The 18441-nt window shown below is 65.9% G+C and carries 18 protein-coding genes; 8 read left to right on the top strand and 10 right to left on the bottom strand.

Annotation, left to right across the window (positions count from 1 at the left end; genetic code table 11):
• Positions 1-25: 25 nt before the first annotated feature.
• The 3 genes from dnaK to hrcA form a co-directional block, all read right to left on the bottom strand.
• A complete protein-coding gene (gene dnaK, locus HUJ28_03075; GenBank protein MBD3618431.1) occupies positions 26-1957 on the bottom strand; it encodes a molecular chaperone DnaK in 1932 nt (643 codons plus the stop codon).
• 93 nt (positions 1958-2050) lie between these two features.
• A complete protein-coding gene (gene grpE / locus HUJ28_03070; protein ID MBD3618430.1) occupies positions 2051-2620 on the bottom strand; it encodes a nucleotide exchange factor GrpE in 570 nt (189 codons plus the stop codon).
• 90 nt (positions 2621-2710) lie between these two features.
• Positions 2711-3772 (bottom strand): heat-inducible transcriptional repressor HrcA, encoded by a 1062-nt coding sequence (gene hrcA / locus HUJ28_03065; GenBank protein ID MBD3618429.1) that lies wholly within the window; start codon positions 3770-3772, stop codon positions 2711-2713.
• 159 nt (positions 3773-3931) lie between these two features.
• Here hrcA and HUJ28_03060 point away from each other — a divergent pair, with 159 nt between their 5' ends.
• Together HUJ28_03060 and recN are read left to right on the top strand one after the other, a co-directional pair.
• Entirely contained in the window at positions 3932-4807 is an 876-nt protein-coding gene (locus HUJ28_03060) for an NAD(+) kinase (protein MBD3618428.1), read from the top strand.
• A gap of 92 nt (positions 4808-4899) precedes the next feature.
• Positions 4900-6573 (top strand): DNA repair protein RecN, encoded by a 1674-nt coding sequence (gene recN / locus HUJ28_03055; protein ID MBD3618427.1) that lies wholly within the window; start codon positions 4900-4902, stop codon positions 6571-6573.
• 20 nt (positions 6574-6593) lie between these two features.
• Here recN and fur read toward each other — a convergent pair whose 3' ends face one another.
• Positions 6594-7013 (bottom strand): ferric iron uptake transcriptional regulator, encoded by a 420-nt coding sequence (gene fur, locus HUJ28_03050; protein MBD3618426.1) that lies wholly within the window; start codon positions 7011-7013, stop codon positions 6594-6596.
• A gap of 82 nt (positions 7014-7095) precedes the next feature.
• Here fur and HUJ28_03045 point away from each other — a divergent pair, with 82 nt between their 5' ends.
• Entirely contained in the window at positions 7096-7404 is a 309-nt protein-coding gene (locus tag HUJ28_03045) for an outer membrane protein assembly factor BamE (protein ID MBD3618425.1), read from the top strand.
• A gap of 24 nt (positions 7405-7428) precedes the next feature.
• On the opposite strand, the gene HUJ28_03040 is transcribed toward HUJ28_03045, so the two are convergent.
• The 3 genes from HUJ28_03040 to HUJ28_03030 are packed head-to-tail and all read right to left on the bottom strand — an operon-like array spanning position 7429 to position 9583.
• Positions 7429-7755 (bottom strand): RnfH family protein, encoded by a 327-nt coding sequence (locus tag HUJ28_03040; GenBank protein ID MBD3618424.1) that lies wholly within the window; start codon positions 7753-7755, stop codon positions 7429-7431.
• 4 nt (positions 7756-7759) lie between these two features.
• A complete protein-coding gene (locus HUJ28_03035; protein ID MBD3618423.1) occupies positions 7760-8200 on the bottom strand; it encodes a type II toxin-antitoxin system RatA family toxin in 441 nt (146 codons plus the stop codon).
• Positions 8201-8206: 6 nt separating this feature from the next.
• Positions 8207-9583, bottom strand: a complete 1377-nt coding sequence (locus HUJ28_03030; protein ID MBD3618422.1) for a sodium-dependent transporter — start codon at positions 9581-9583, stop codon at positions 8207-8209.
• 187 nt (positions 9584-9770) lie between these two features.
• On the opposite strand from HUJ28_03030, the gene smpB reads away from it, so the two are divergent.
• The gene (gene smpB, locus HUJ28_03025) at positions 9771-10250 is read left to right on the top strand and encodes an SsrA-binding protein SmpB (GenBank protein MBD3618421.1); all 480 of its coding nucleotides are present in this window, start codon (positions 9771-9773) and stop codon (positions 10248-10250) included.
• Between the two features lie 15 nt (positions 10251-10265).
• On the opposite strand, the gene dnaQ is transcribed toward smpB, so the two are convergent.
• The 3 genes from dnaQ to HUJ28_03010 are packed head-to-tail and all read right to left on the bottom strand — an operon-like array spanning position 10266 to position 12182.
• Positions 10266-10970, bottom strand: a complete 705-nt coding sequence (dnaQ, locus tag HUJ28_03020; protein ID MBD3618420.1) for a DNA polymerase III subunit epsilon — start codon at positions 10968-10970, stop codon at positions 10266-10268.
• A 24-nt stretch (positions 10971-10994) separates the two neighbouring features.
• Positions 10995-11441 carry a ribonuclease HI gene (rnhA, locus tag HUJ28_03015; protein MBD3618419.1) on the bottom strand — a complete coding sequence of 149 codons (447 nt, stop codon included), beginning with the start codon at positions 11439-11441 and terminating at the stop codon, positions 10995-10997.
• A gap of 42 nt (positions 11442-11483) precedes the next feature.
• Positions 11484-12182 (bottom strand): methyltransferase domain-containing protein, encoded by a 699-nt coding sequence (locus tag HUJ28_03010; protein ID MBD3618418.1) that lies wholly within the window; start codon positions 12180-12182, stop codon positions 11484-11486.
• A gap of 217 nt (positions 12183-12399) precedes the next feature.
• Here HUJ28_03010 and HUJ28_03005 point away from each other — a divergent pair, with 217 nt between their 5' ends.
• The 4 genes from HUJ28_03005 (at position 12400) to HUJ28_02990 (ending at position 18408) form a co-directional block, all read left to right on the top strand.
• A complete protein-coding gene (locus HUJ28_03005) occupies positions 12400-14040 on the top strand; it encodes a LysM peptidoglycan-binding domain-containing protein (GenBank protein ID MBD3618417.1) in 1641 nt (546 codons plus the stop codon).
• 122 nt (positions 14041-14162) lie between these two features.
• On the top strand, positions 14163-16793 hold the full coding sequence (locus HUJ28_03000; GenBank protein ID MBD3618416.1) for a CHASE2 domain-containing protein: 2631 nt from the start codon (positions 14163-14165) through the stop codon (positions 16791-16793).
• 25 nt (positions 16794-16818) lie between these two features.
• Positions 16819-17643: a Stp1/IreP family PP2C-type Ser/Thr phosphatase gene (locus tag HUJ28_02995; GenBank protein MBD3618415.1), complete on the top strand. Its 825-nt coding sequence runs from the start codon at positions 16819-16821 to the stop codon at positions 17641-17643.
• Positions 17644-17676: 33 nt separating this feature from the next.
• Entirely contained in the window at positions 17677-18408 is a 732-nt protein-coding gene (locus HUJ28_02990) for an FHA domain-containing protein (protein MBD3618414.1), read from the top strand.
• Positions 18409-18441 lie beyond the last annotated feature (33 nt).

Here is an 18441-nt window from a genome sequence, read left to right as displayed (position 1 = left end):
CGTCATCCCTAAGGCCGTAGGCCGGTTATTTCTTCTTGTCGTCGACTTCCTCGAACTCGGCGTCGACCACATCATCGTCGGCCTTGCCACCAGCCGCCTGCTCGCCATCGGCCGCGCCCTCGGCACCCTCGCCTGCGGCCTGCTCGGCATACATCTTCTCGGCCAGCTTGCCGGAGGCCTCGGCCAGGGCCTGGGTCCGGGCCTCGATGGCGTCCTTGTCGTCGCCCTTCATGGCCTCGCGCAGGGCCTCGGCGGCCTCCTCGATGGCCTTCTTCTCGTCCTCGCCCACCTTGTCGCCGAACTCCTTCAGCGATTTCTCGGTGGCGTGGATCAGGTTGTCGGCCTGGTTGCGTGCCGAGACCAGCTCGTGGAACTTCTTGTCCTCGGCAGCATGCGCCTCGGCGTCCTTCACCATCTTTTCGACTTCCTCGTCCGACAGGCCCGAGGAGGCCTTGATGGTGATCTTCTGTTCCTTGCCGGTGGCCTTGTCCTTGGCCGACACGTTGAGAATGCCGTTGGCGTCGATGTCGAAGGTGACCTCGATCTGCGGCACGCCGCGCGGGGCCGGCGGGATATCGGTGAGGTCGAAGCGACCCAGCGACTTGTTGTCCACCGCCCGCTCGCGCTCGCCCTGCAGCACGTGCACGGTCACCGCGGTCTGGTTGTCCTCGGCGGTGGAGAACACCTGGTTGGCCTTGGTCGGGATGGTGGTGTTGCGCTCGATGAGCTTGGTCATCACCCCCCCCAGGGTCTCGATGCCCAGGGACAGCGGGGTGACGTCGAGCAGCAGCACGTCCTTCACCTCGCCGCCCAGCACGCCGCCCTGGATGGCCGCACCCACGGCCACGGCCTCGTCCGGGTTCACGTCCTTGCGCGGCTCCTTGCCGAAGAATTCCTTCACCGCCTCCTGCACCTTGGGCATGCGGGTCATGCCGCCGACCAGGATGACGTCGTCGATGTCGCCCACGGACAGGCCGGCATCCTTGATCGCCAGCTTGCAGGGCTCGATAGTGCGCTTGATCAGGTCCTCAACCAGCGATTCCAGCTTGGCACGGGTCACCTTGATGTTGAGGTGCTTCGGGCCCGTCTGGTCGGCCGTGATGTACGGCAGGTTGACATCGGTCTGCTGGCTGGCGGACAGCTCGATCTTGGCCTTCTCGGCCGCTTCCTTCAGACGCTGCAGCGCCAGCGGATCCTTGTGCAGATCGATGCCGCTGTCCTTCTTGAAGGTGTCGGCCAGGTAGTCGATCAGGCGCATGTCGAAGTCTTCACCACCAAGGAAGGTGTCGCCGTTGGTGGACAGCACCTCGAACTGGTGCTCGCCGTCCAGGTCCGCGATCTCGATGATGGAGATGTCGAAGGTACCGCCACCCAGGTCGTACACGGCCACCTTGCGGTCGCCGCGCTTCTTGTCCATGCCGTAGGCCAGGGCCGCTGCGGTGGGCTCGTTGATGATGCGCTTGACCTCGAGACCGGCGATCTTGCCGGCATCCTTGGTGGCCTGGCGCTGCGAGTCGTTGAAGTAGGCCGGCACGGTGATCACCGCCTCGGTGACCTCTTCACCCAGGTAGTCCTCGGCCGTCTTCTTCATCTTCTGCAGCACGCGTGCGGAGATCTCCGGCGGGGCCATCTTCTTGCCCTTGACCTCCACCCAGGCATCGCCGTTGTCGGCCTTGATGATCTGGTAGGGCACCAGCTTGATGTCCTTCTGTACCGCGTCTTCCTCGAAGCGGCGGCCGATCAGGCGCTTGACGGCGAACAGGGTATTGGCGGGGTTGGTGACCGCCTGGCGCTTCGCGGACTGGCCGACCAGGACCTCGCCGTCCTCCGTGAAGGCGACGATGGACGGCGTGGTGCGATCACCCTCGCTGTTCTCGATGACCTTGGGGGTGCCACCTTCCATGACCGCAACGCAGCTGTTGGTCGTACCCAGGTCGATACCGATGATTCTGCCCATGACTGTTACTCCAATTCGTTTCGAGTCGTGTTAACCGAAAATTCGTCTGTGCTGAAAGATGCGGCCGCATGGCCGGATTTCAAGGCCCTGCCCTCAGGAATCCGCCGGCGCCTTCGAGACCATCACCATGGCGGGGCGCAGCAGGCGATCATTGAGCATGTAGCCCTTCTGCATCACCGCCACCACGGTATTGGGCGGCACCTCGGCCGACTCCTGCATGGACATGGCCTGGTGGCGCTCGGGATCGAACTTCTCGCCGGCCGGGTCCACGGCCTGGATGCCGAACTTCTCCATCACCTGGGTGAGCAGCTTCAGGGTAAGCTCGCTCCCCTCCTTGAGCTGCTGTGCCTCGGCATCGCCCGCGGCCTGGATACCCATCTCCAGGCTGTCGCGCACCGCCAGCAGCTCGCCGGCAAAGCGCTCCAGCGCGTACTTGTGGGCATTCTCCAGCTCGCGCTCGGTGCGCTTTCGCAGGTTGTCCATCTCGGCCTGGGTGCGCAGCAGCTTGTCCCAGTTCTCATCGGCCCGGGCGCGCTCGGTTTCCACTGCCTGGCGCAGCGTCTCGATCTCGCCATCCTCCCGCGCAGGGGCCTCGCTGGATTCGAAGTCGCCGGTGGCTTCGGGTTCGGGCTTGCCGGTTTCGGGTTTGTCTTGCTCGGCCATCGAAAACTCCAACCTTTTCTACAGGTAAATGTTCGTTGCCGGCGCGCACCTGGAGTCGCACCGTGGGGAAATCCGGGTTATGTATGGGGGCTAGTTGCGCGACTTCAAGGCCGCGCCCAGCAGTTTCGCGGTCACGTCCACGATGGGGATCACGCGCTCGTAGGCCATGCGCGTGGGGCCGATCACGCCCAGTACACCCAGCACACGGCCGTCCACCGAGTAGGGAGCGGAGATGACACTGCAGTCGTCCAGCACGCTGTAGCCGGCCTCCTGGCCGATGAAGATCTGCACGCCCTCGGCGCTGATGGACTTGTCCAGCAGGTGCAGGATCTCCCGCTTCTGCTGGAAGGCATCGAAGAGCTGGCGCAGCTTCTCGATGTCGGAGAGTTCCTGGTAATCGAACAGGTTGGCCTCGCCGGCCAGCACGTAGCCGTCATCCTCGGCCTCCGACCCGCTGGCGAAGACCTTGCCGCCGAGCTCGATGGCCGAGCGCATCATGCGATCCATGTCCGCGCGCACCGCGTCCAGCTCGCGCAACAGGCTGTCGCGCACGGCGGACACGCCCTTGCCCGCGAACATGGCGTTGAGGTAGTTGGCCGCCTGCTGCAGGTCCGAGGCGCTGTACTCGCGCTCGAGGTGCAGGATCTTGTTCTGCACCTCCTTCTCGTTCATCACCATGATGGCCAGCACCCGGCGATCCGACAGGGGCAGGAACTCGATCTGGCGCAGCGCGCTCTGGTCGCGCCGCGGCACGGTGACCACACCGGCCATCTGCGTGACCGCGGAGAGCAGCGAGGAGGCGGACTCCACCAGGCCCTTGGCATCCTGGTCGGGGTCGAGACGCGTCCTGAGCTCGTGCAGTATGCGGCCATCCGGCGGTCGCACGCTCAGCAGCGTGTCGACGAACAGGCGATAGCCACGGGCGGTGGGCACGCGCCCGGCCGAGGTGTGTGGCGAGACGATCAGGCCCAGGTCCTCGAGGTCGGCCATCACGTTGCGTATGGTGGCCGGGCTCAGGCTGAGACCGGCGGTACGCGCCAGGGTGCGCGAACCGACCGGCTGGCCGTTCTCGATATAGGACTCGACCAGCGCCTTGAACAGGTGCTGGGCACGTTCGGACAGCATGCTGACGGTCGACTCCTGATTGGCCATGACGTCTCGCTTCGACAAGGGTTTTGGCACTCTATTCCCCTGAGTGCCAAGGGAAATCATCGCAAGCGCTCCGTCGCAGTGTCAAGCTGCATGGCAGTTGGCGCACCCCGGGTGACGTGTTACTTTGAGGCGCAAATAACCACCATAAAACAAGGCACTATGCCCGACTTCCAGACCATCGGCGTGATCACCAAGCAAAGCGGACCGCAGCTCGCCGATACCCTGCAGGCGTTGCTGGACCTGCTCACCTCGCGCGGCCTGCGTGTGCTGCTGGACGAGAGTACCACGCCCCTGCTGGGCAAAGGGGCCGGCGAGACCTTCTCCCGTGAGGCGCTGGCGCGGGAAGCGGATCTTGCCATCGTGGTGGGCGGCGACGGCACCCTGCTCAACGCCGGGCGCACCCTGGCCGATTCCGGCGTGCCGGTGCTGGGTATCAACCTCGGGCGCCTGGGCTTCCTGGTCGACGTCTCGCCCGAGGAGATGAGTTCGCGCCTGGCCGAGATCCTGGAAGGACACTACGTCGAGGCCCCGCGCTTTCTGCTGGAGGCGGAGGTCTGGCGAGACGAGGCATGCATCGGCCAGTCCCTGGCGCTCAATGACGTGGTGGTGCATGTGCGCGAGGTGGTGCGCATGATCGAGTTCGATACCTTCATCGACGGCCAGTTCGTCAACACCCAGCGGGCCGACGGCATGGTGGTATCCACTCCCACCGGCTCCACCGCCTATGCCCTGTCGGGCGGCGGCCCCATCCTGCATCCGGGACTGGACGCCATCGTGCTGGTGCCCATCTGCCCGCACACGCTGAGCCACCGTCCCATCGTGGTCCGGGGCGACAGCCACATCGAGGTGCGTATCTGCGCCCACAACAAGGATCCGGCGCAGGTCTCCTTCGACGGCCAGGCCGGCATGGACCTGGAGCCCCGCGACCGCATCGTCATCCGTCGCAAGCAGGGCCCGCTGCGCCTGCTGCATCCCAGGGGCTACGACTACTTCCACATCCTGCGGGCCAAGCTGCGCTGGGGCGAGCAGCCCTAGAAATCCCGCCGGCACCCCCTGTCAAACGCCGGGCGCGGGCTTATACTTGGCGCGCAACGGACCGCAGGAATTCGTCACCGGACACAGGCCGCATGCTCACGCACATCCATATCCGCAACTTCGCCATCATCGACGAACTGGACCTCGACCTGGCCGGCGGCATGACCGCGCTCACCGGCGAGACCGGTGCCGGCAAATCCATCGTGGTCGATGCGCTGGGCCTGGTGCTGGGCGACCGCGCCGACAGCGCGGTGGTGCGCCATGGCGCCGCCAAGGCGGAGATCAGCGCGAGCTTCGACCTGGGCGCCCTGCCAGCCGCGCGTGACTGGCTGGAGGAGAACGACCTGGAGTCCGGCGAGGAATGCCTGCTGCGGCGCGTGATCACCCACGACGGCCGCTCCAAGATCTACATCAACGGCTCGCCCTCCACCCTGCAGCTGGTACGCGAACTGGGCAACCACCTGGTCGACATCCACGGCCAGCACGAACACCAGTCGCTGCTGCGTCGCGAACTGCAGCGCGACCTGCTGGACGACTATGCCGGCAACGACGCCCTGCGCTCGCAGGTGGCCGAGGCCTTCTCCCGCTGGAAGACGCTGCGCGAGCGCCTCGACTCCCTCACCCTGGCCGGTGACGAACGGCAGGCCAGGGTGGAGCTGCTGCGTTTCCAGGTGGAGGAACTCGACGCCCTCAAGCTCGGGGCCGACGAATACGAACAGCTCGCCGAGGAGCACGGTCGACTGGCCCACGCCGGACGGCTGCTGGAGACCGCCGAACAGGGCTATGCCGCGCTCTACGAATCCGACGAGCAGTCGCTGCACGCCCTGCTCGGCCATCAGCTGCATGCCCTGACCGAGGCGGCCGAGCTCGATCCCGCCCTCAGGGAACCGCTGGAGCTCGTCACCAGTGCACAGATCCAGCTGCGCGAGGCGGCCGATGCCCTGCGCCATTACGCCGACGCCCTGGATCTCGACCCCGAGCGGCTGGCCTTCGTCGACGAACGCCTCGGTCTCATCCACGACCTCGCCCGCAAGCACCGCGTGCGCCCCGAGGAGCTGGGCGCGCATCACCAGCGCCTGGCCGAGGAGCTCGCCGAGCTCGACGGCGAAGGCTACGACGCCGAGGCCCTGGCGCGGGACCTGGCGACGGCCGAGGATGCGTATCGCAAGGTCGCGGAGAAGCTGCGCACCAGCCGCATCAAGGCCGCGCGCGAGTTGAACCGGGGTGTGACCGAGGCCATGCAGGGCCTCGGAATGGAAGGCGGGCACTTCGAGATCGCCGTGAGCCCCGACGATGGACATTACGCCAGCCACGGGCTGGACGAGATCGAATTCCAGGTCAGCGCCAACCCCGGGCAGCCCATCCAGCCGCTGGCCAGGGTGGCCTCCGGCGGGGAGCTCTCACGCATCGCGCTGGCCATCCAGATGATCGCCGCACGCAGCGTATCCGTGCCGACGCTGATCTACGACGAGGTGGATACCGGCATCGGCGGGGCCGTGGCCGAGGTGGTCGGCCGGCAGCTACGCCGCCTTGGCAAGGATCGCCAGGTCCTGTGCGTGACCCACCTGCCGCAGGTGGCGGCGCAGGCCCATCACCACCTGCAGGTGGCCAAGCGCAAGGGGCGCGACAGCACCCAGACCCGCATCGAGACCCTGCGGGACGAACGGCGTATCGAGGAGATCGCGCGCATGCTGGGCGGCGTGGAACTCACCGCCCAGACCCTGGCGCATGCCGAGGAGATGATCCAGCGCGCCAGCACGGGCTGAGCCCGTAGCGCGCCTGACGCCTAGCGATTCGGACACTTCGGGTCGACGCACTTGCCGTAGATGATGAGCGAGTGGTCGGCGATCTCGAAGCCATGCGCCTTCGCCACCGCCTTCTGCCGGTCCTCGATCACCTCGTCGAAGAATTCCTCCACCTTGCCGCACTGGGTGCAGACGATGTGGTCGTGGTGCGCGCCCCGCTCGATCTCGAACACGGCCTGCCCGCTCTCGAAGTGATGCCGCGTCACCAGGCCGGCGGACTCGAACTGGGTGAGCACGCGATAAATCGTCGCCAGACCGATCTCCTCGCCGGCATCGAGCAGCTGGCGATAGATGTCCTCGGCCGTGAGGTGATGGGTCTCCGCCGTCTCGAGGATCTCGAGAATCTTCATGCGCGGCAGGGTAACCTTGAGCCCCGCCTTCTTCAGGTCCTGACTTTCCATGCTCTGCCCCCGGGCGGCCATATCGTCGCAGCCGCTAATCGATTATCATCTGCCGTTCGCCGATTAACGACGCTTCATGGATATGCGACAGCTTCTCATTTCTACCATTATTCTGGCAAGCATCCTGCTCTCGGGCTGCGAGCTCTTCTCGGTACACAAGCTCGACGTGCAACAGGGCAATGCGCTGGTGGCGGAGGATATCGCCAAGATACGGGAGGGGATGTCGCGCGAGCAGGTCACCTTCCTGCTCGGCTCGCCCATGCTCACCGACCCCTTCCATGCCGATCGCTGGGACTACGTCTATTACCTTAAGCCGGGCAATGGCGAGCCCGAATCGCGTCACCTCACGCTCTACTTCGAGGGCGATCGCGTCGCGCGCATCCAGCGCTGAGGATCCGCCGGCGGTACACGACGGCTAGTCGTCCCCGCCCTTCTCCCCGTCGGCGAGATCGCCCCCGCCCTTCTTCATGCGCTTGCCTGCGGCGGCGCGCTGCTTGCGCACCTCCTTGGGATCGGCGATCAGGGCGCGATAGATCTCCACCCGGTCCTTCGGCCGCAGTTCGGTATTGAGCCTGGTGAGCTTGCCGAAGATCCCGACCTTGTTCTGCGCCAGGTCGATCTCGGCAAAGCGCTCGAGCATGCCCGAGGCCCTGATGGCCGCCTCCACGGTAGTACCAGGCTCCACGTCCAGGGCGATGATCACCTGCTCGTCCGGGCGCGCATAGGCGACCTCCACCGGCATCAGCTCAGCGGGCACCGTAGACCTCGCGGGCACGGGAGACGAAGGCGTCGACCAGGGTATTGGCCACCTGGTTGAAGATGGGACCGATGGCCATCCCCACCAGGCGGTTGGAAAACTCGAAGTCCAGATCCAGCGAGACCTTGCAGGCCTCGCCCCCTTCCAGGGCATCGAAACGCCAGAAGCCCTCCAGGTGCTTGAACGGCCCCTCCACCAGGCGCATCTCGATCATCTTGCCGTGCTGCAGGCGGTTGCGCGTGGTAAAGGCCTTGTTGAGGCTGCCCTTGGCGAGTTCGATGGTGGCCTGCACCTCGTCCTCGTCGCGATGCGCCTCCTCGGCGCGACGGCACCAGGGCAGGAACTGCGGATAGGCAGGAATGTCATCCACCAGGGCGTACATGTCCTGCGGCGAATACGGTACCAGGGCGCTGCGACTAATCGTCGGCATGGGCTGTCAGATCAGGCCTATCAGGTTGAGGAAGACCACTAGGATACCGATGGGCGCCACGAAACGCACGAGCACATACCACAGCTTGAAGCCCGGGCCGTCTTCCAGCCGCAGTTCCTCGCGTACCGATTTGCGGGTCATGATCCAGCCGGCAAAGATGGCGATGAACAGCCCGCCCAGCGGCAGCATGATGCTGGAGGTGAGGATGTCCAGCACGTCGAACATGCCGGTCTCCTTCACCTGGCCGGCGAAGCGGAACTCGAAGGCCCAGTGGTTGAAGGACAGCACCGTCACCAGGCCCAGCGCCCAGGCGATGCCACCGACCAGTACGGACGCCCGGCCACGCCCCATACCATGGTTCTCCACCAGCCAGGCCACCGCCGGCTCGATCAGCGAGATGGCCGAGCTCCAGGCCGCGAATACCAGTAGGAGAAAGAACAGCGTGGCAAACAGGGTGCCCATGGGCATCTGCCCGAAGGCGATGGGCAGGCTGAGGAATACCAGCCCGAAGCCGGCGCCGGGGTCCATGGCATTGGCGAAGACGATGGGGAAGATCGCCAGGCCCGCCATCAGCGCCACCAGCGTGTCCAGTCCCGCCACGGTGATGCACACGCGGGTGATGGAGGTCTTCGACGAGAGATAGGAGCCGTACATCATGATGGCGCCCATGCCCAGCGAGAGCGTGAAGAAGGCGTGCCCCATCGCCACCAGCACCGCCTCGCTGGAGAGCTTGCTGAAGTCGGGCGCGAACATGAAACGCAGGCCCTCCATGAACTGCCCCTGGGCCATGGCGTAGCCGATCAGCAGCACCAGGATGATGAACAGGCCGGGCATGAGAAAGGTCACGGCGCGCTCGAGCCCGGAGCGCACCCCGCGGGAGACCACCACCATGGTCATCACCATGAACAGGGTATGCCAGGCCAGCAGGCGCTCGGGGTCACCGATGAACTCCTTGAAGAGTGCGTGCGCGCCGGCACTGCTCACCGCCTCGAAGCTGCCGAGCCCGGCGCGCACGGTGTAACCCAGTGCCACGCCGGCCACCACGCTGTAATAGGAGAGGATCAGGAACCCGGCCAGCACGCCCATCCAGCCGATCCAGCGCCAGATCGAGTTGCGGCCGGCCTCGTGCGCGAGATCGCGCATGGTGTTCATCGGGCTCTGCCGGCCACGCCGGCCGCGCAGCACCTCGGCGATCATGATGGGCACACCGATCACGGCGATGCACAGCAGGTACACCAGCACGAAGGCCCCGCCGCCATACTCGCCGGTGATGTAGGGGAACTTCCAGATGTTGCCGAGCCCGACGGCCGAACCGGTGGCCGCCAGCACGAAGGCGAGCCGCGAGGACCACTGCCCGTGTATCGATCTGCGTGGACTGCTCATTGCCTGTCATTCCCCCCTGGCGGACCGGGGGTCACGCCGTCATGATCGCCTGCCATCGCAGACCTCGAGCAAAATCAGTCGCCATTTTGGGGAATTTTGCATAAGGCCTCAACTTGCATGGTGGCATGCGGGAGTCGACACCTGCTTTTCCTGCTGCCGCAATGACGAAGTCACGTATAATGCGCCCATGAGCAAAAAGGACAAGAAACCGCAGAATGCCGGCAGCGTGATCGCGCTGAACAAGACGGCCCGCCACGACTACTTCATCGAGGACACCTACGAGGCCGGCCTGGCCCTGGAGGGCTGGGAGGTGAAGAGCCTGCGCGATGGCCGCGTGCAGCTCAAGGAGAGCTACGTGCTGATCAAGAACGGCGAGGCCTGGCTGTTCGGCGCACACATCTCGCCCCTGCTCTCCGCCTCCACCCATGTCCATCCGGATGCCACGCGCACGCGCAAGCTGCTGCTGCACGCCCACGAGATCAGCAAGCTGATCGGCGCGGTGGAACGCGAGGGCTATGCGGTGGTGCCGCTCAAGCTCTACTGGAAGCGCGGTCGCGCCAAGCTCGAGATCGGCGTGGGCAAGGGCAAGAAACAGCACGACAAGCGTGCCGTGGAGAAGGAACGCGACTGGAATCGCGAGAAGCAGCGCCTGCTGAAGGCCAACTGACCCGCAGCGCGCCGGCTACGCGTCCTTCCACAGGCAGGTGCCGGCCGCCTTCTCGATGGCGGCCAGGCGCGCCTCGTGCGCCTCGCGCTCGGCATCGCTCGCCCGCAGCACGCGCAGGCGCGGACGATCGGCCGGCAGGCGACGAATCCCCCCCACCTCGCTCGGCCCCGACTCGGCCTCCGCCCCCAGCGACAGGAGCGTCTGTCCGCCCGTCATGCTCAGGTAGACGTCGGCCAGGATGCGGGCGTCGAGCAGCGCGCCATGCAACTGTCGATGCGAGTTGTCGATCTCGTAGCGCTTGCACAGGGCATCCAGGCTGTTGCGCTGCCCCGGGTGCATCTGGCGGGCCATGGCCAGGGTATCGGTGATGGTGCAGTAGTCTTCGATGCGCCCCCACTCGGCCCCCAGCCGCTCGAGCTCGGCATTGATGAAGCCGACGTCGAAGGGGGCGTTGTGGATGATGAGCTCGGCGCCGCGCACGAAGTCGAGGAAGTCCTCGATCACGTCCGCGATGCGCGGCTTGTCGGCGAGAAACTCGTTGGTGATGCCATGCACCTCGATCGCGCCTTCGTCGATCTCGCGATCGGGCTGCAGGTACTGATGGTAATCGCGACCGGTCAGGCGGCGGCTATCCACCTCCACGCAGCCGATCTCGATGATGCGATGGCCCTGCTTGTGCTCAAGACCCGTGGTTTCGGTATCGAGTACAACCTGTCTCATTTCGGTGTCGCTCCTCGTCGGCTGCTAGGGGCTGGCCATCATCATCTCGTCGATGGCCTCGTTAGCCAGGCGATCCGCCATCTCGTTCTCGGGATGGCCGCTATGTCCCTTCACCCAGTGCCAATGGACCTCGTGGCGCGAGACCGCGCTGTCCAGACGCTCCCACAGGTCCTGGTTCTTCACCGGCTTGCGGTCCGCGGTCTTCCACCCGCGCTTCTTCCAGTTGGCCATCCACTGCGTGATGCCGTTGCGCACGTACTGCGAATCCGTGGTGAGCTGCACACGGCAGCCGCGCTTGAGGGTCTCCAGGGCCTGGATGGCCGCCATCAGCTCCATGCGGTTGTTGGTGGTCTCGGGCTCGGCCCCCTTCAGCAGCCTTTCGTGACCACCGGCACGCAGCACTGCCCCCCAGCCTCCCGGGCCGGGATTGCCACGGCAGGCGCCGTCGGTATAGATATCCACATCTTGCATCGATACGCATTCCAGGGGTTGGTTGGTTGCCGGCCGGGCCGGTCAGGGCGTGGGCTGCGTCAGGCCACCGCGCAGGATCCCCTTGCCCGGTCGCCAGCGGGGACGAATGGGCGTGAGCGTGGCCACCCGCTTGCGCGCCAGGATCAGCGAGACACCGCCGAGATAGGGTGTCCAGCGTTCGCCAAGGCGCTCCATGAGCTGCAGCTGCTGCCTGTCACCCAACGGAAGCCGGAAGCCGTAGGACTGGCAGCGCAGGGTATCGAACCCCAGCAGTGAAAGCCAGTCGCGCACCCGCCAGGCCCCATAGAAACGGCCACACCAGGGGGCGCGTCCCCGCCAGCCCAGGGCCAGGCGCAGACCGCCATAGAGGCTCAGCGGATTGAAGACTGCGAGGATCAGGTGCCCTTCCGGGACCAGCACGCGATCGATCTCGCGCAGGATCTCGTGAGGGGTCGGTGAAAACTCGAGTCCGTGTGGCAGCAGCACCAGGTCTACCGTCTCTGCGGCCACCGGCAGGCGCTCCGCCCGTGCAGCGACCCGTCCCTGGCCAGGCACCGGATCGATCATCAGCCGATGCCGGATCCGGCTCGCCGCCAGCAGGTCACGCCCCGGTGCCAGGTCGCCGATCTGCAGCGCGTGGTAGCCGAAGAGTTCCGGCACCCAGGCATCGAGGTGCTGCTGCAGGCCATCGAGCAGGGCCTGCCCCGGATCGGCGGCATACCAGGCCCGCAGTCCGTGCATAGCCGACTGTGAGTCTCCCTGGCACCGGATACCGAGTCTGCGTCTCATGCCAACTAAACCGTCAGTCCCTCCTCATCAGCACCAAGCATAGCGCCATTGCTTCACGAAACGCCATGGAGGGACCTGCTGTCAGGCCCCGAACTGGGCGCCACGTCTCTTGTTGCCGTCGAGTCAGTCGGGATAAGCTAAGCCCAAACGTTAACAACAGCGGCCAACCATGATACGCATCAGCATTTTTCTCCTCCTGGCCGGACTGCTCGCCGGCTGCGCCAGCCAGCCCGCCGGCCAGCCGGACGCCAGCACCAACCCGGCCGCGGAACAGAGCCGCGAACTGGACCCGCAGATCGCCGAGACCGAGGAACAGGCGCCCTTCCCCGACCTGAACGTCGAGGGCGGCACGGGGCTCACCGCCTTCGAGGCCTCGCAGGACATCTGGCCACGGGTGCGCCGCGGCTTCCAGCTGGAGGACGGCCTCAACGAGCTGCGTGTCCAGTCCCACCTGGACTGGCATCGCTGCCGCATCGACTTCATCGAGCGTGTCAGCGCCCGCTCGGAACCCTACCTGCATTTCATCCTCGACGAACTCGAACAGCGCGACATGCCGACGGAGCTCGCCCTGCTGCCCATCGTCGAGAGCGCCTACATCCCCTACGCCTACTCCCATGGCCGGGCTGCGGGCCTCTGGCAGTTCATCCCCGCCACCGGCCGGCGCTTCGGCCTGAAGCAGAACTGGTGGTACGACGGCCGCCGTGACGTGGTCGAGTCGACGCGAGCCGCACTTGACTACCTGCAGTACCTGCACAAGTACTTCGACGGCGACTGGCTGCTGGCCCTGGCCGCCTACAACGCCGGTGAAGGCAACGTGCGCCGTGCCATCCGCCGTAACGAGGCCCGCGGGCGTCCCACCGACTTCTGGCACCTGGACCTGCCGCGCGAGACGGAAAACTACGTCCCCAAGCTGCTGGCGCTCAAGGCCCTGGTCACCGACCCCGAACACCATGGCGTGAACCTCTGGCCGATCCCCGACGAACCCTACCTCACCGTGGTCCCCCTCCCCGGGCAGATGGACCTCGCCGTGGCCGCGGAACTGGCCGGCATGGAGGTGGATGACATCTACCTGCTCAACCCGGCCTTCAACCGCTGGGCCACCGACCCCAACGGGCCACACAGCCTGCTGCTGCCCATCGAACGCGCCACCGAATTCCACACTGCCCTGGCAAAACTGCCAGCCGAGCAACTCGTCACCTGGCAACGCCATCGCATCCGCAGCGGCGAGACGCTGGGCCATATCGCCGAGCGTTACGACACCACGGTATCCGTCATCAAGCGTTCCAACCAGCTGCGCTCGACCAGCATCCGCGCCGGAGACTATCTGCTGGTGCCGGTGGCACAGCGACCCACCGGCGACTATGCACTGACCGCCGACCAGCGTCGCGCCGCCATCCAGAACGTCGAACGCGAGGGTCGCCGCATCCAGTACGAGGTACAGCCGGGCGACAGCTTCTGGGACATCGCGCGTCGTTATGCGGTGAGCGTGGAGCAGCTGGCCCGCTGGAACGGCATGGCTCCGCGCGACACCCTGCGTGCCGGCGACCGGCTCATCATCTGGGTGCGGGACGCCGCCGTCCCCGACCAGGAGGCCGGCCTGCGCCTGCCGGACCTCGACCGGAAGATACCCGGCCAGACCCTGCGCCGGCTCAGCTATGCCGTGCGGCAGGGCGATTCGCTGTACCGTATCGCCCAGCGTTTCAGTGTCGGGGTCGATGACATCCAGCGCTGGAACCGCATCGATGGCAACCTGCTGCGCCCGGGGCAGCGCCTCACCCTCTATGTCGACGTCACCGACCTCAGTGGCTGACCGCCCCCGCGTGCCCTGCCCCGCCTCGCCGGACAGGACCGGCCGTTGGCCCACGCCGAAGATACGCGCATGAAACACCGTGCTGGCAAACGGGGTCACGCCCGACGATGGACGGGCCGCCCATGAAAACGGCGTTCTGGACCGCCGACTGGTTCGTTGGCGCGGTCATGACGGTGGCGATCCTCGCACTCGCGCAGTACGGGTTTTTCGCCCCCCTGGACCAGTCCACCTACGACTGGGGCGTGCGGCTGTCCAGCGCCCCGCCCAGCGATCGCGTCGCCATCATCGCCATCGACGAACCCAGCCTCGACGCCCTCGGTCCCTGGCCCTGGCCACGCAGCCGCTATAACGAGCTGCTGCGCACCCTGGAAGCCGCTCCACCCCGCAGCATCGCCTTTGTCCCCCTGTTCCTGCGCCCCCAGGCCGACCCGGGGGCAGACATCGTCGTCGACCTGCTCGCCTTCATCGACCGTTCTTCACTACCCGGCCTGTCGCAGGAGGTGGTGGAACTCGGCGCCCGCATCGAGGCACTGGAGTCCCGCCTGGGTGCGCAGGGTCCGGAGGAGCTCGCGGCCCTGCGCCGCTTCCTCGCCGAGTCCAGCCTGGGCGGGGCGGCTGCCGCCGATGCCGGCGCCCTGCTCGACTACCTGCGGCAAATGCGCCACTACCTCGATGCCGACGCCCGGCTCGCCGCCCGCATCGAGCGCCTTGGCAACGTCCTGCTGGCCATGGAGTTCCGCGAGAGCGGTGGTGGCGACGGCAACCGCGGCCCGCTACCGGGCACCGTCACCCGCATGGCACTGGCCGCGGGCCCGGCCGAACCACTCCCCCCGCTCAGCGGGCCGCCCGCCCCCTCCCTGCGTGAGGCGGCCCTGCCTTTCGACCGGCTGGGCCGTGCCGCTGCCGGTATCGGTCATGTCTCGGGCACCCCCTGGCGCATCGAGGAGATCCAGCAGGAACCCCTGGCCGCGGCCTGGGGTGACCGCTACTACCCGTCACTGGCCCTGCTGCTGGCCCTGCGTGAGCTCGGCCTGACCCCGGCCGACGTAACGGTGGAACCGGGACGCGGCCTGCACCTGGGTCCCGTTTTCTATCGCACCGGCCCGGACCTGGCCATCCATCCGGCCTATCGGGGCGGACGGGCCATCGAGACCCACAGCTTCGTCGATGTCCTTGACGGCCGCGTACCCGCCGAGCGCTTCCGCGATCGTACCGTGCTGATCGGTGCCACCGCGCCTCGCTACGCGCAGCCAGCGCCCACCGCCGCCGATCAGGACATGCCGCTGGTCACACGCACCGCCCACCTCGTCTCCAACCTGATACAACGGGACTTCAACGTACGCCCGGCCTGGGGCTACTGGGTCGTCCTGGCCGCCTATGCCCTGATCGGTGCCTACCTGATCCTGCTGCTGCCCCGCCTGCGCGCGGCAATGGCCACCCTGCTGACACTCGGCCTGCTGCTTGTCCTGCTGGGCACACAGACCTGGCTGCTGGCCGGCCTCTCGCTCTGGATCCCCTTCTCACTGGCGGTGGTGCTGTTGCTGCTCGGACACCTGTCCATCGAGATCAAGCGCATCTTGCTGGCCCATCGCGACACCACCCGCCGCGAACAGCAGGCCGAGCGCTCGCGCCTCGACGGCCTTGCCCTGCAGGGCAAGGGCAAGCTCGACGAGGCCTTCGCCCGCTTGCGCGAGGTGCCGCTGGACGACGGCCTGATGGAGGTACTCTACAACCTGGGTGTGGATTTCGAACGGCGCGGCCAGTTCGACCGTGCCCGCAGCGTCTACGAGTACATGACGGGCTACGACTCGGACTACCGCGACCTGCAGCAGCGCATGATCCACGCCAAGGCCATGCAGGGCGAGGGGGCGCCGAGTCCCAGGCTCAGCAAGAGCGGTCGCTTCCTGATCAACGAGGGCGAGGACCGCCCCATGCTCGGGCGCTATGAGGTGCTGAAGGAGATCGGCAAGGGCGCCATGGGCACGGTCTACCTCGGCCAGGACCCGAAGATCAGCCGCACCGTGGCCATCAAGACCCTGGATCTCAGCCAGGACTTCGACAGCAAGGAGGTCGAGGACGTGAAGGCCCGCTTCTTCCGCGAGGCCGAGACCGCCGGCCGCCTCAATCACCCGAACATCGTCACCATCTACGATGCCGGCGAGGCCCACCAGCTTGCCTATATCGCCATGGAATACCTGGAGGGCGAGAACCTCGGCCCCTACACCCGCAGCAACAACCTGCTGCCGGTGGCCACCGTGCTCGACCTGATCGCGCGCTGCGCGGACACCCTGGCCTACGCCCACGCCAACGACGTCATCCACCGCGACCTCAAGCCCGCCAACATCATGTACCGGCCGGAGACCGGCGAGATCAAGATCACCGACTTCGGCATCGCCCGCGTGGCCGGCGCCAGCCGCACCCGTAGCGGGATGGTGCTCGGCACCCCCTCCTACATGTCGCCCGAACAGCTCTCGGGCAAGCGCGTGGACGGACGTTCCGACCTCTTCTCCCTGGGCGTGATGTGCTTCCAGCTCATCACCGGCCGGCTGCCGTTCATCGCCGACTCCATGGCCAACCTCATGTACAAGATCGCCAACGAGGCCCACCCCTCGGTGCGAGTGCTGCGGCCGGACGTGCCGGACTGCATCCCGCCCATCATCGACCGCGCCCTGCAGAAGGACCGCGACCGGCGCTACGCGACCGGCGCCGAGATGGCGCAGGATATTCGCAACTGTTTAAAAACGTTACACTGAAAACAAAAAACGGAGCCAGGGCGGGATGAACCTGAAAGGCAAGCTCGAAATCGTCGGCCGTACGGACACGGGACGGGTTCGTTCGCACAATGAAGACAGCATCGGCGAGGACATCGAGATCGGTACCGTGGTGCTGGCCGACGGCATGGGCGGCTACAAGGGTGGCGAGGTGGCCAGCGCCATCGCCGTCAACACCATCCTCGACGAGCTGCACAAGTCCGTTCCCGGGCTGACGCCAGGCGAGATGGACGAACAGACCGGCTATACCCGCGAGAGCATCGCCGCCCGCGACTCCATCATCAAGGCCAACCGGACCATCCACCAGACTTCACAGAGCCAGCCCCAGTACCAGGGCATGGGCACCACGGTTGCGCTGGTGATTTTTTACGATAATCGGGTCTCCGTCGCACATGTCGGCGACTCGCGCGTCTATCGTTATCGTGACGGCAAACTCGGACAGGTAACGGTGGATCACACCCTTTTGCAGGAACTGGTCGACCGCGGTTTCTACACCGACGAGGAGGCGCGCCAGTCGCTGAACAAGAACCTGGTGACTCGTGCACTGGGCGTCGAACCGACCGTGGCGGTAGACGTGAAGGAGGAGATGGCCCTGCCGGGCGACATCTACGTGCTCTGCTCCGACGGTCTCAACGACATGGTCGACGACGAGGAAATTTACTTAACGATCAAGACTTTTGGTGATAACCTTGAGGAGGTTGCTGACCGGCTCATCGAGCTGGCCAACAAGAACGGCGGCAAGGACAACATCTCCGTCATCCTGGCGCGGCCGATCAAACCCTTCCCTGCACAGCGCGGCTGGGTGGACAAGGTCACCAACTGGTTCTCGTAACCGACCCCCGAACCACAAAAAAATCAAACGATCATGGCGAAACTTGTTCTGACAATGGGTGACAAGGTCATCGGCGAGCATCCCCTCAACAAGGAATGCATCACCATCGGCCGCAAACCCGATAATGACATCCAGATCGACAACCTGGCCGTCAGTGGGCACCATGCGCAGATCATCACCATCCTCAATGATTCCTTTCTCGAGGACCTGAACAGCACCAACGGGACCTACGTCAATTCCAAGTCCATCAAGAAGCATGCCCTGAGCGATGGCGATGTGATCGCCATTGGCAAGCACCAGCTCAAGTACGTCAACGAGCTGTCGGCACGCAAGGGCGGCAACGAGGACTTCGAACGTACCATGATCATCCGCCCGGATGCCGCCGGCATGCCGAGTAACCCGGGTGAACAGCAGCTCTCCGCCGAGTCGGTCGGCATGCTCAAGGCCGAACACGAGGAGGCCACGCGTGCCGTACGCGAGACCCCGCCGGAGCACAACGCCAAGCTGCAGATCCTCAGTGGCGCCAACACCGGCAAGGAGCTGGCACTGACCAAGGCGCTGACCACCCTGGGCAAGCCCGGCGTGCAGGTCGCCGCCATCACGCGCCGCCCGCAGGGCTTCTTCCTGATCCACGTCGAGGGCGGCACGGACAACCGCCGGCCCATGGTCAACGGCGAGGACGTCGGCTCGCAGGCCCACCCGCTCAAGGACCACGACATCATCGAGGTGGCGGGCGTGAAGATGGAATTCTTCATCGAGCAGTAGCCGTTCGCGAAAGCCCGATCATGCAGAAGGCGC

The organism is Chromatiales bacterium (assembly GCA_014762505.1).
In the GTDB taxonomy this organism is placed as follows: domain Bacteria; phylum Pseudomonadota; class Gammaproteobacteria; order SpSt-1174; family SpSt-1174; genus SpSt-1174.
Note: the sequence above shows the minus strand (reverse complement) of the source record. Positions and strands in the feature narration are given on the sequence as shown.

What these genes read in the sequence shown, in the direction of transcription:
- hrcA (MBD3618429.1), bottom strand. Translation starts at nt 3,772, where the DNA reads ATGGCCAATCAGGAGTCGACCGTCAGCATGCTGTCCGAACGTGCCCAG.
- HUJ28_03035 (MBD3618423.1), bottom strand. Translation starts at nt 8,200, where the DNA reads ATGCCGACGATTAGTCGCAGCGCCCTGGTACCGTATTCGCCGCAGGAC.
- HUJ28_02990 (MBD3618414.1), top strand. Translation starts at nt 17,677, where the DNA reads ATGGCGAAACTTGTTCTGACAATGGGTGACAAGGTCATCGGCGAGCAT.
- HUJ28_03045 (MBD3618425.1), top strand. Translation starts at nt 7,096, where the DNA reads ATGCGACAGCTTCTCATTTCTACCATTATTCTGGCAAGCATCCTGCTC.
- smpB (MBD3618421.1), top strand. Translation starts at nt 9,771, where the DNA reads ATGAGCAAAAAGGACAAGAAACCGCAGAATGCCGGCAGCGTGATCGCG.
- rnhA (MBD3618419.1), bottom strand. Translation starts at nt 11,441, where the DNA reads ATGCAAGATGTGGATATCTATACCGACGGCGCCTGCCGTGGCAATCCC.
- HUJ28_03060 (MBD3618428.1), top strand. Translation starts at nt 3,932, where the DNA reads ATGCCCGACTTCCAGACCATCGGCGTGATCACCAAGCAAAGCGGACCG.
- fur (MBD3618426.1), bottom strand. Translation starts at nt 7,013, where the DNA reads ATGGAAAGTCAGGACCTGAAGAAGGCGGGGCTCAAGGTTACCCTGCCG.
- HUJ28_03000 (MBD3618416.1), top strand. Translation starts at nt 14,163, where the DNA reads ATGAAAACGGCGTTCTGGACCGCCGACTGGTTCGTTGGCGCGGTCATG.
- HUJ28_03010 (MBD3618418.1), bottom strand. Translation starts at nt 12,182, where the DNA reads ATGCACGGACTGCGGGCCTGGTATGCCGCCGATCCGGGGCAGGCCCTG.
- recN (MBD3618427.1), top strand. Translation starts at nt 4,900, where the DNA reads ATGCTCACGCACATCCATATCCGCAACTTCGCCATCATCGACGAACTG.
- grpE (MBD3618430.1), bottom strand. Translation starts at nt 2,620, where the DNA reads ATGGCCGAGCAAGACAAACCCGAAACCGGCAAGCCCGAACCCGAAGCC.
- dnaQ (MBD3618420.1), bottom strand. Translation starts at nt 10,970, where the DNA reads ATGAGACAGGTTGTACTCGATACCGAAACCACGGGTCTTGAGCACAAG.
- HUJ28_03005 (MBD3618417.1), top strand. Translation starts at nt 12,400, where the DNA reads ATGATACGCATCAGCATTTTTCTCCTCCTGGCCGGACTGCTCGCCGGC.
- dnaK (MBD3618431.1), bottom strand. Translation starts at nt 1,957, where the DNA reads ATGGGCAGAATCATCGGTATCGACCTGGGTACGACCAACAGCTGCGTT.
- HUJ28_02995 (MBD3618415.1), top strand. Translation starts at nt 16,819, where the DNA reads ATGAACCTGAAAGGCAAGCTCGAAATCGTCGGCCGTACGGACACGGGA.
- HUJ28_03030 (MBD3618422.1), bottom strand. Translation starts at nt 9,583, where the DNA reads ATGAGCAGTCCACGCAGATCGATACACGGGCAGTGGTCCTCGCGGCTC.
- HUJ28_03040 (MBD3618424.1), bottom strand. Translation starts at nt 7,755, where the DNA reads ATGCCGGTGGAGGTCGCCTATGCGCGCCCGGACGAGCAGGTGATCATC.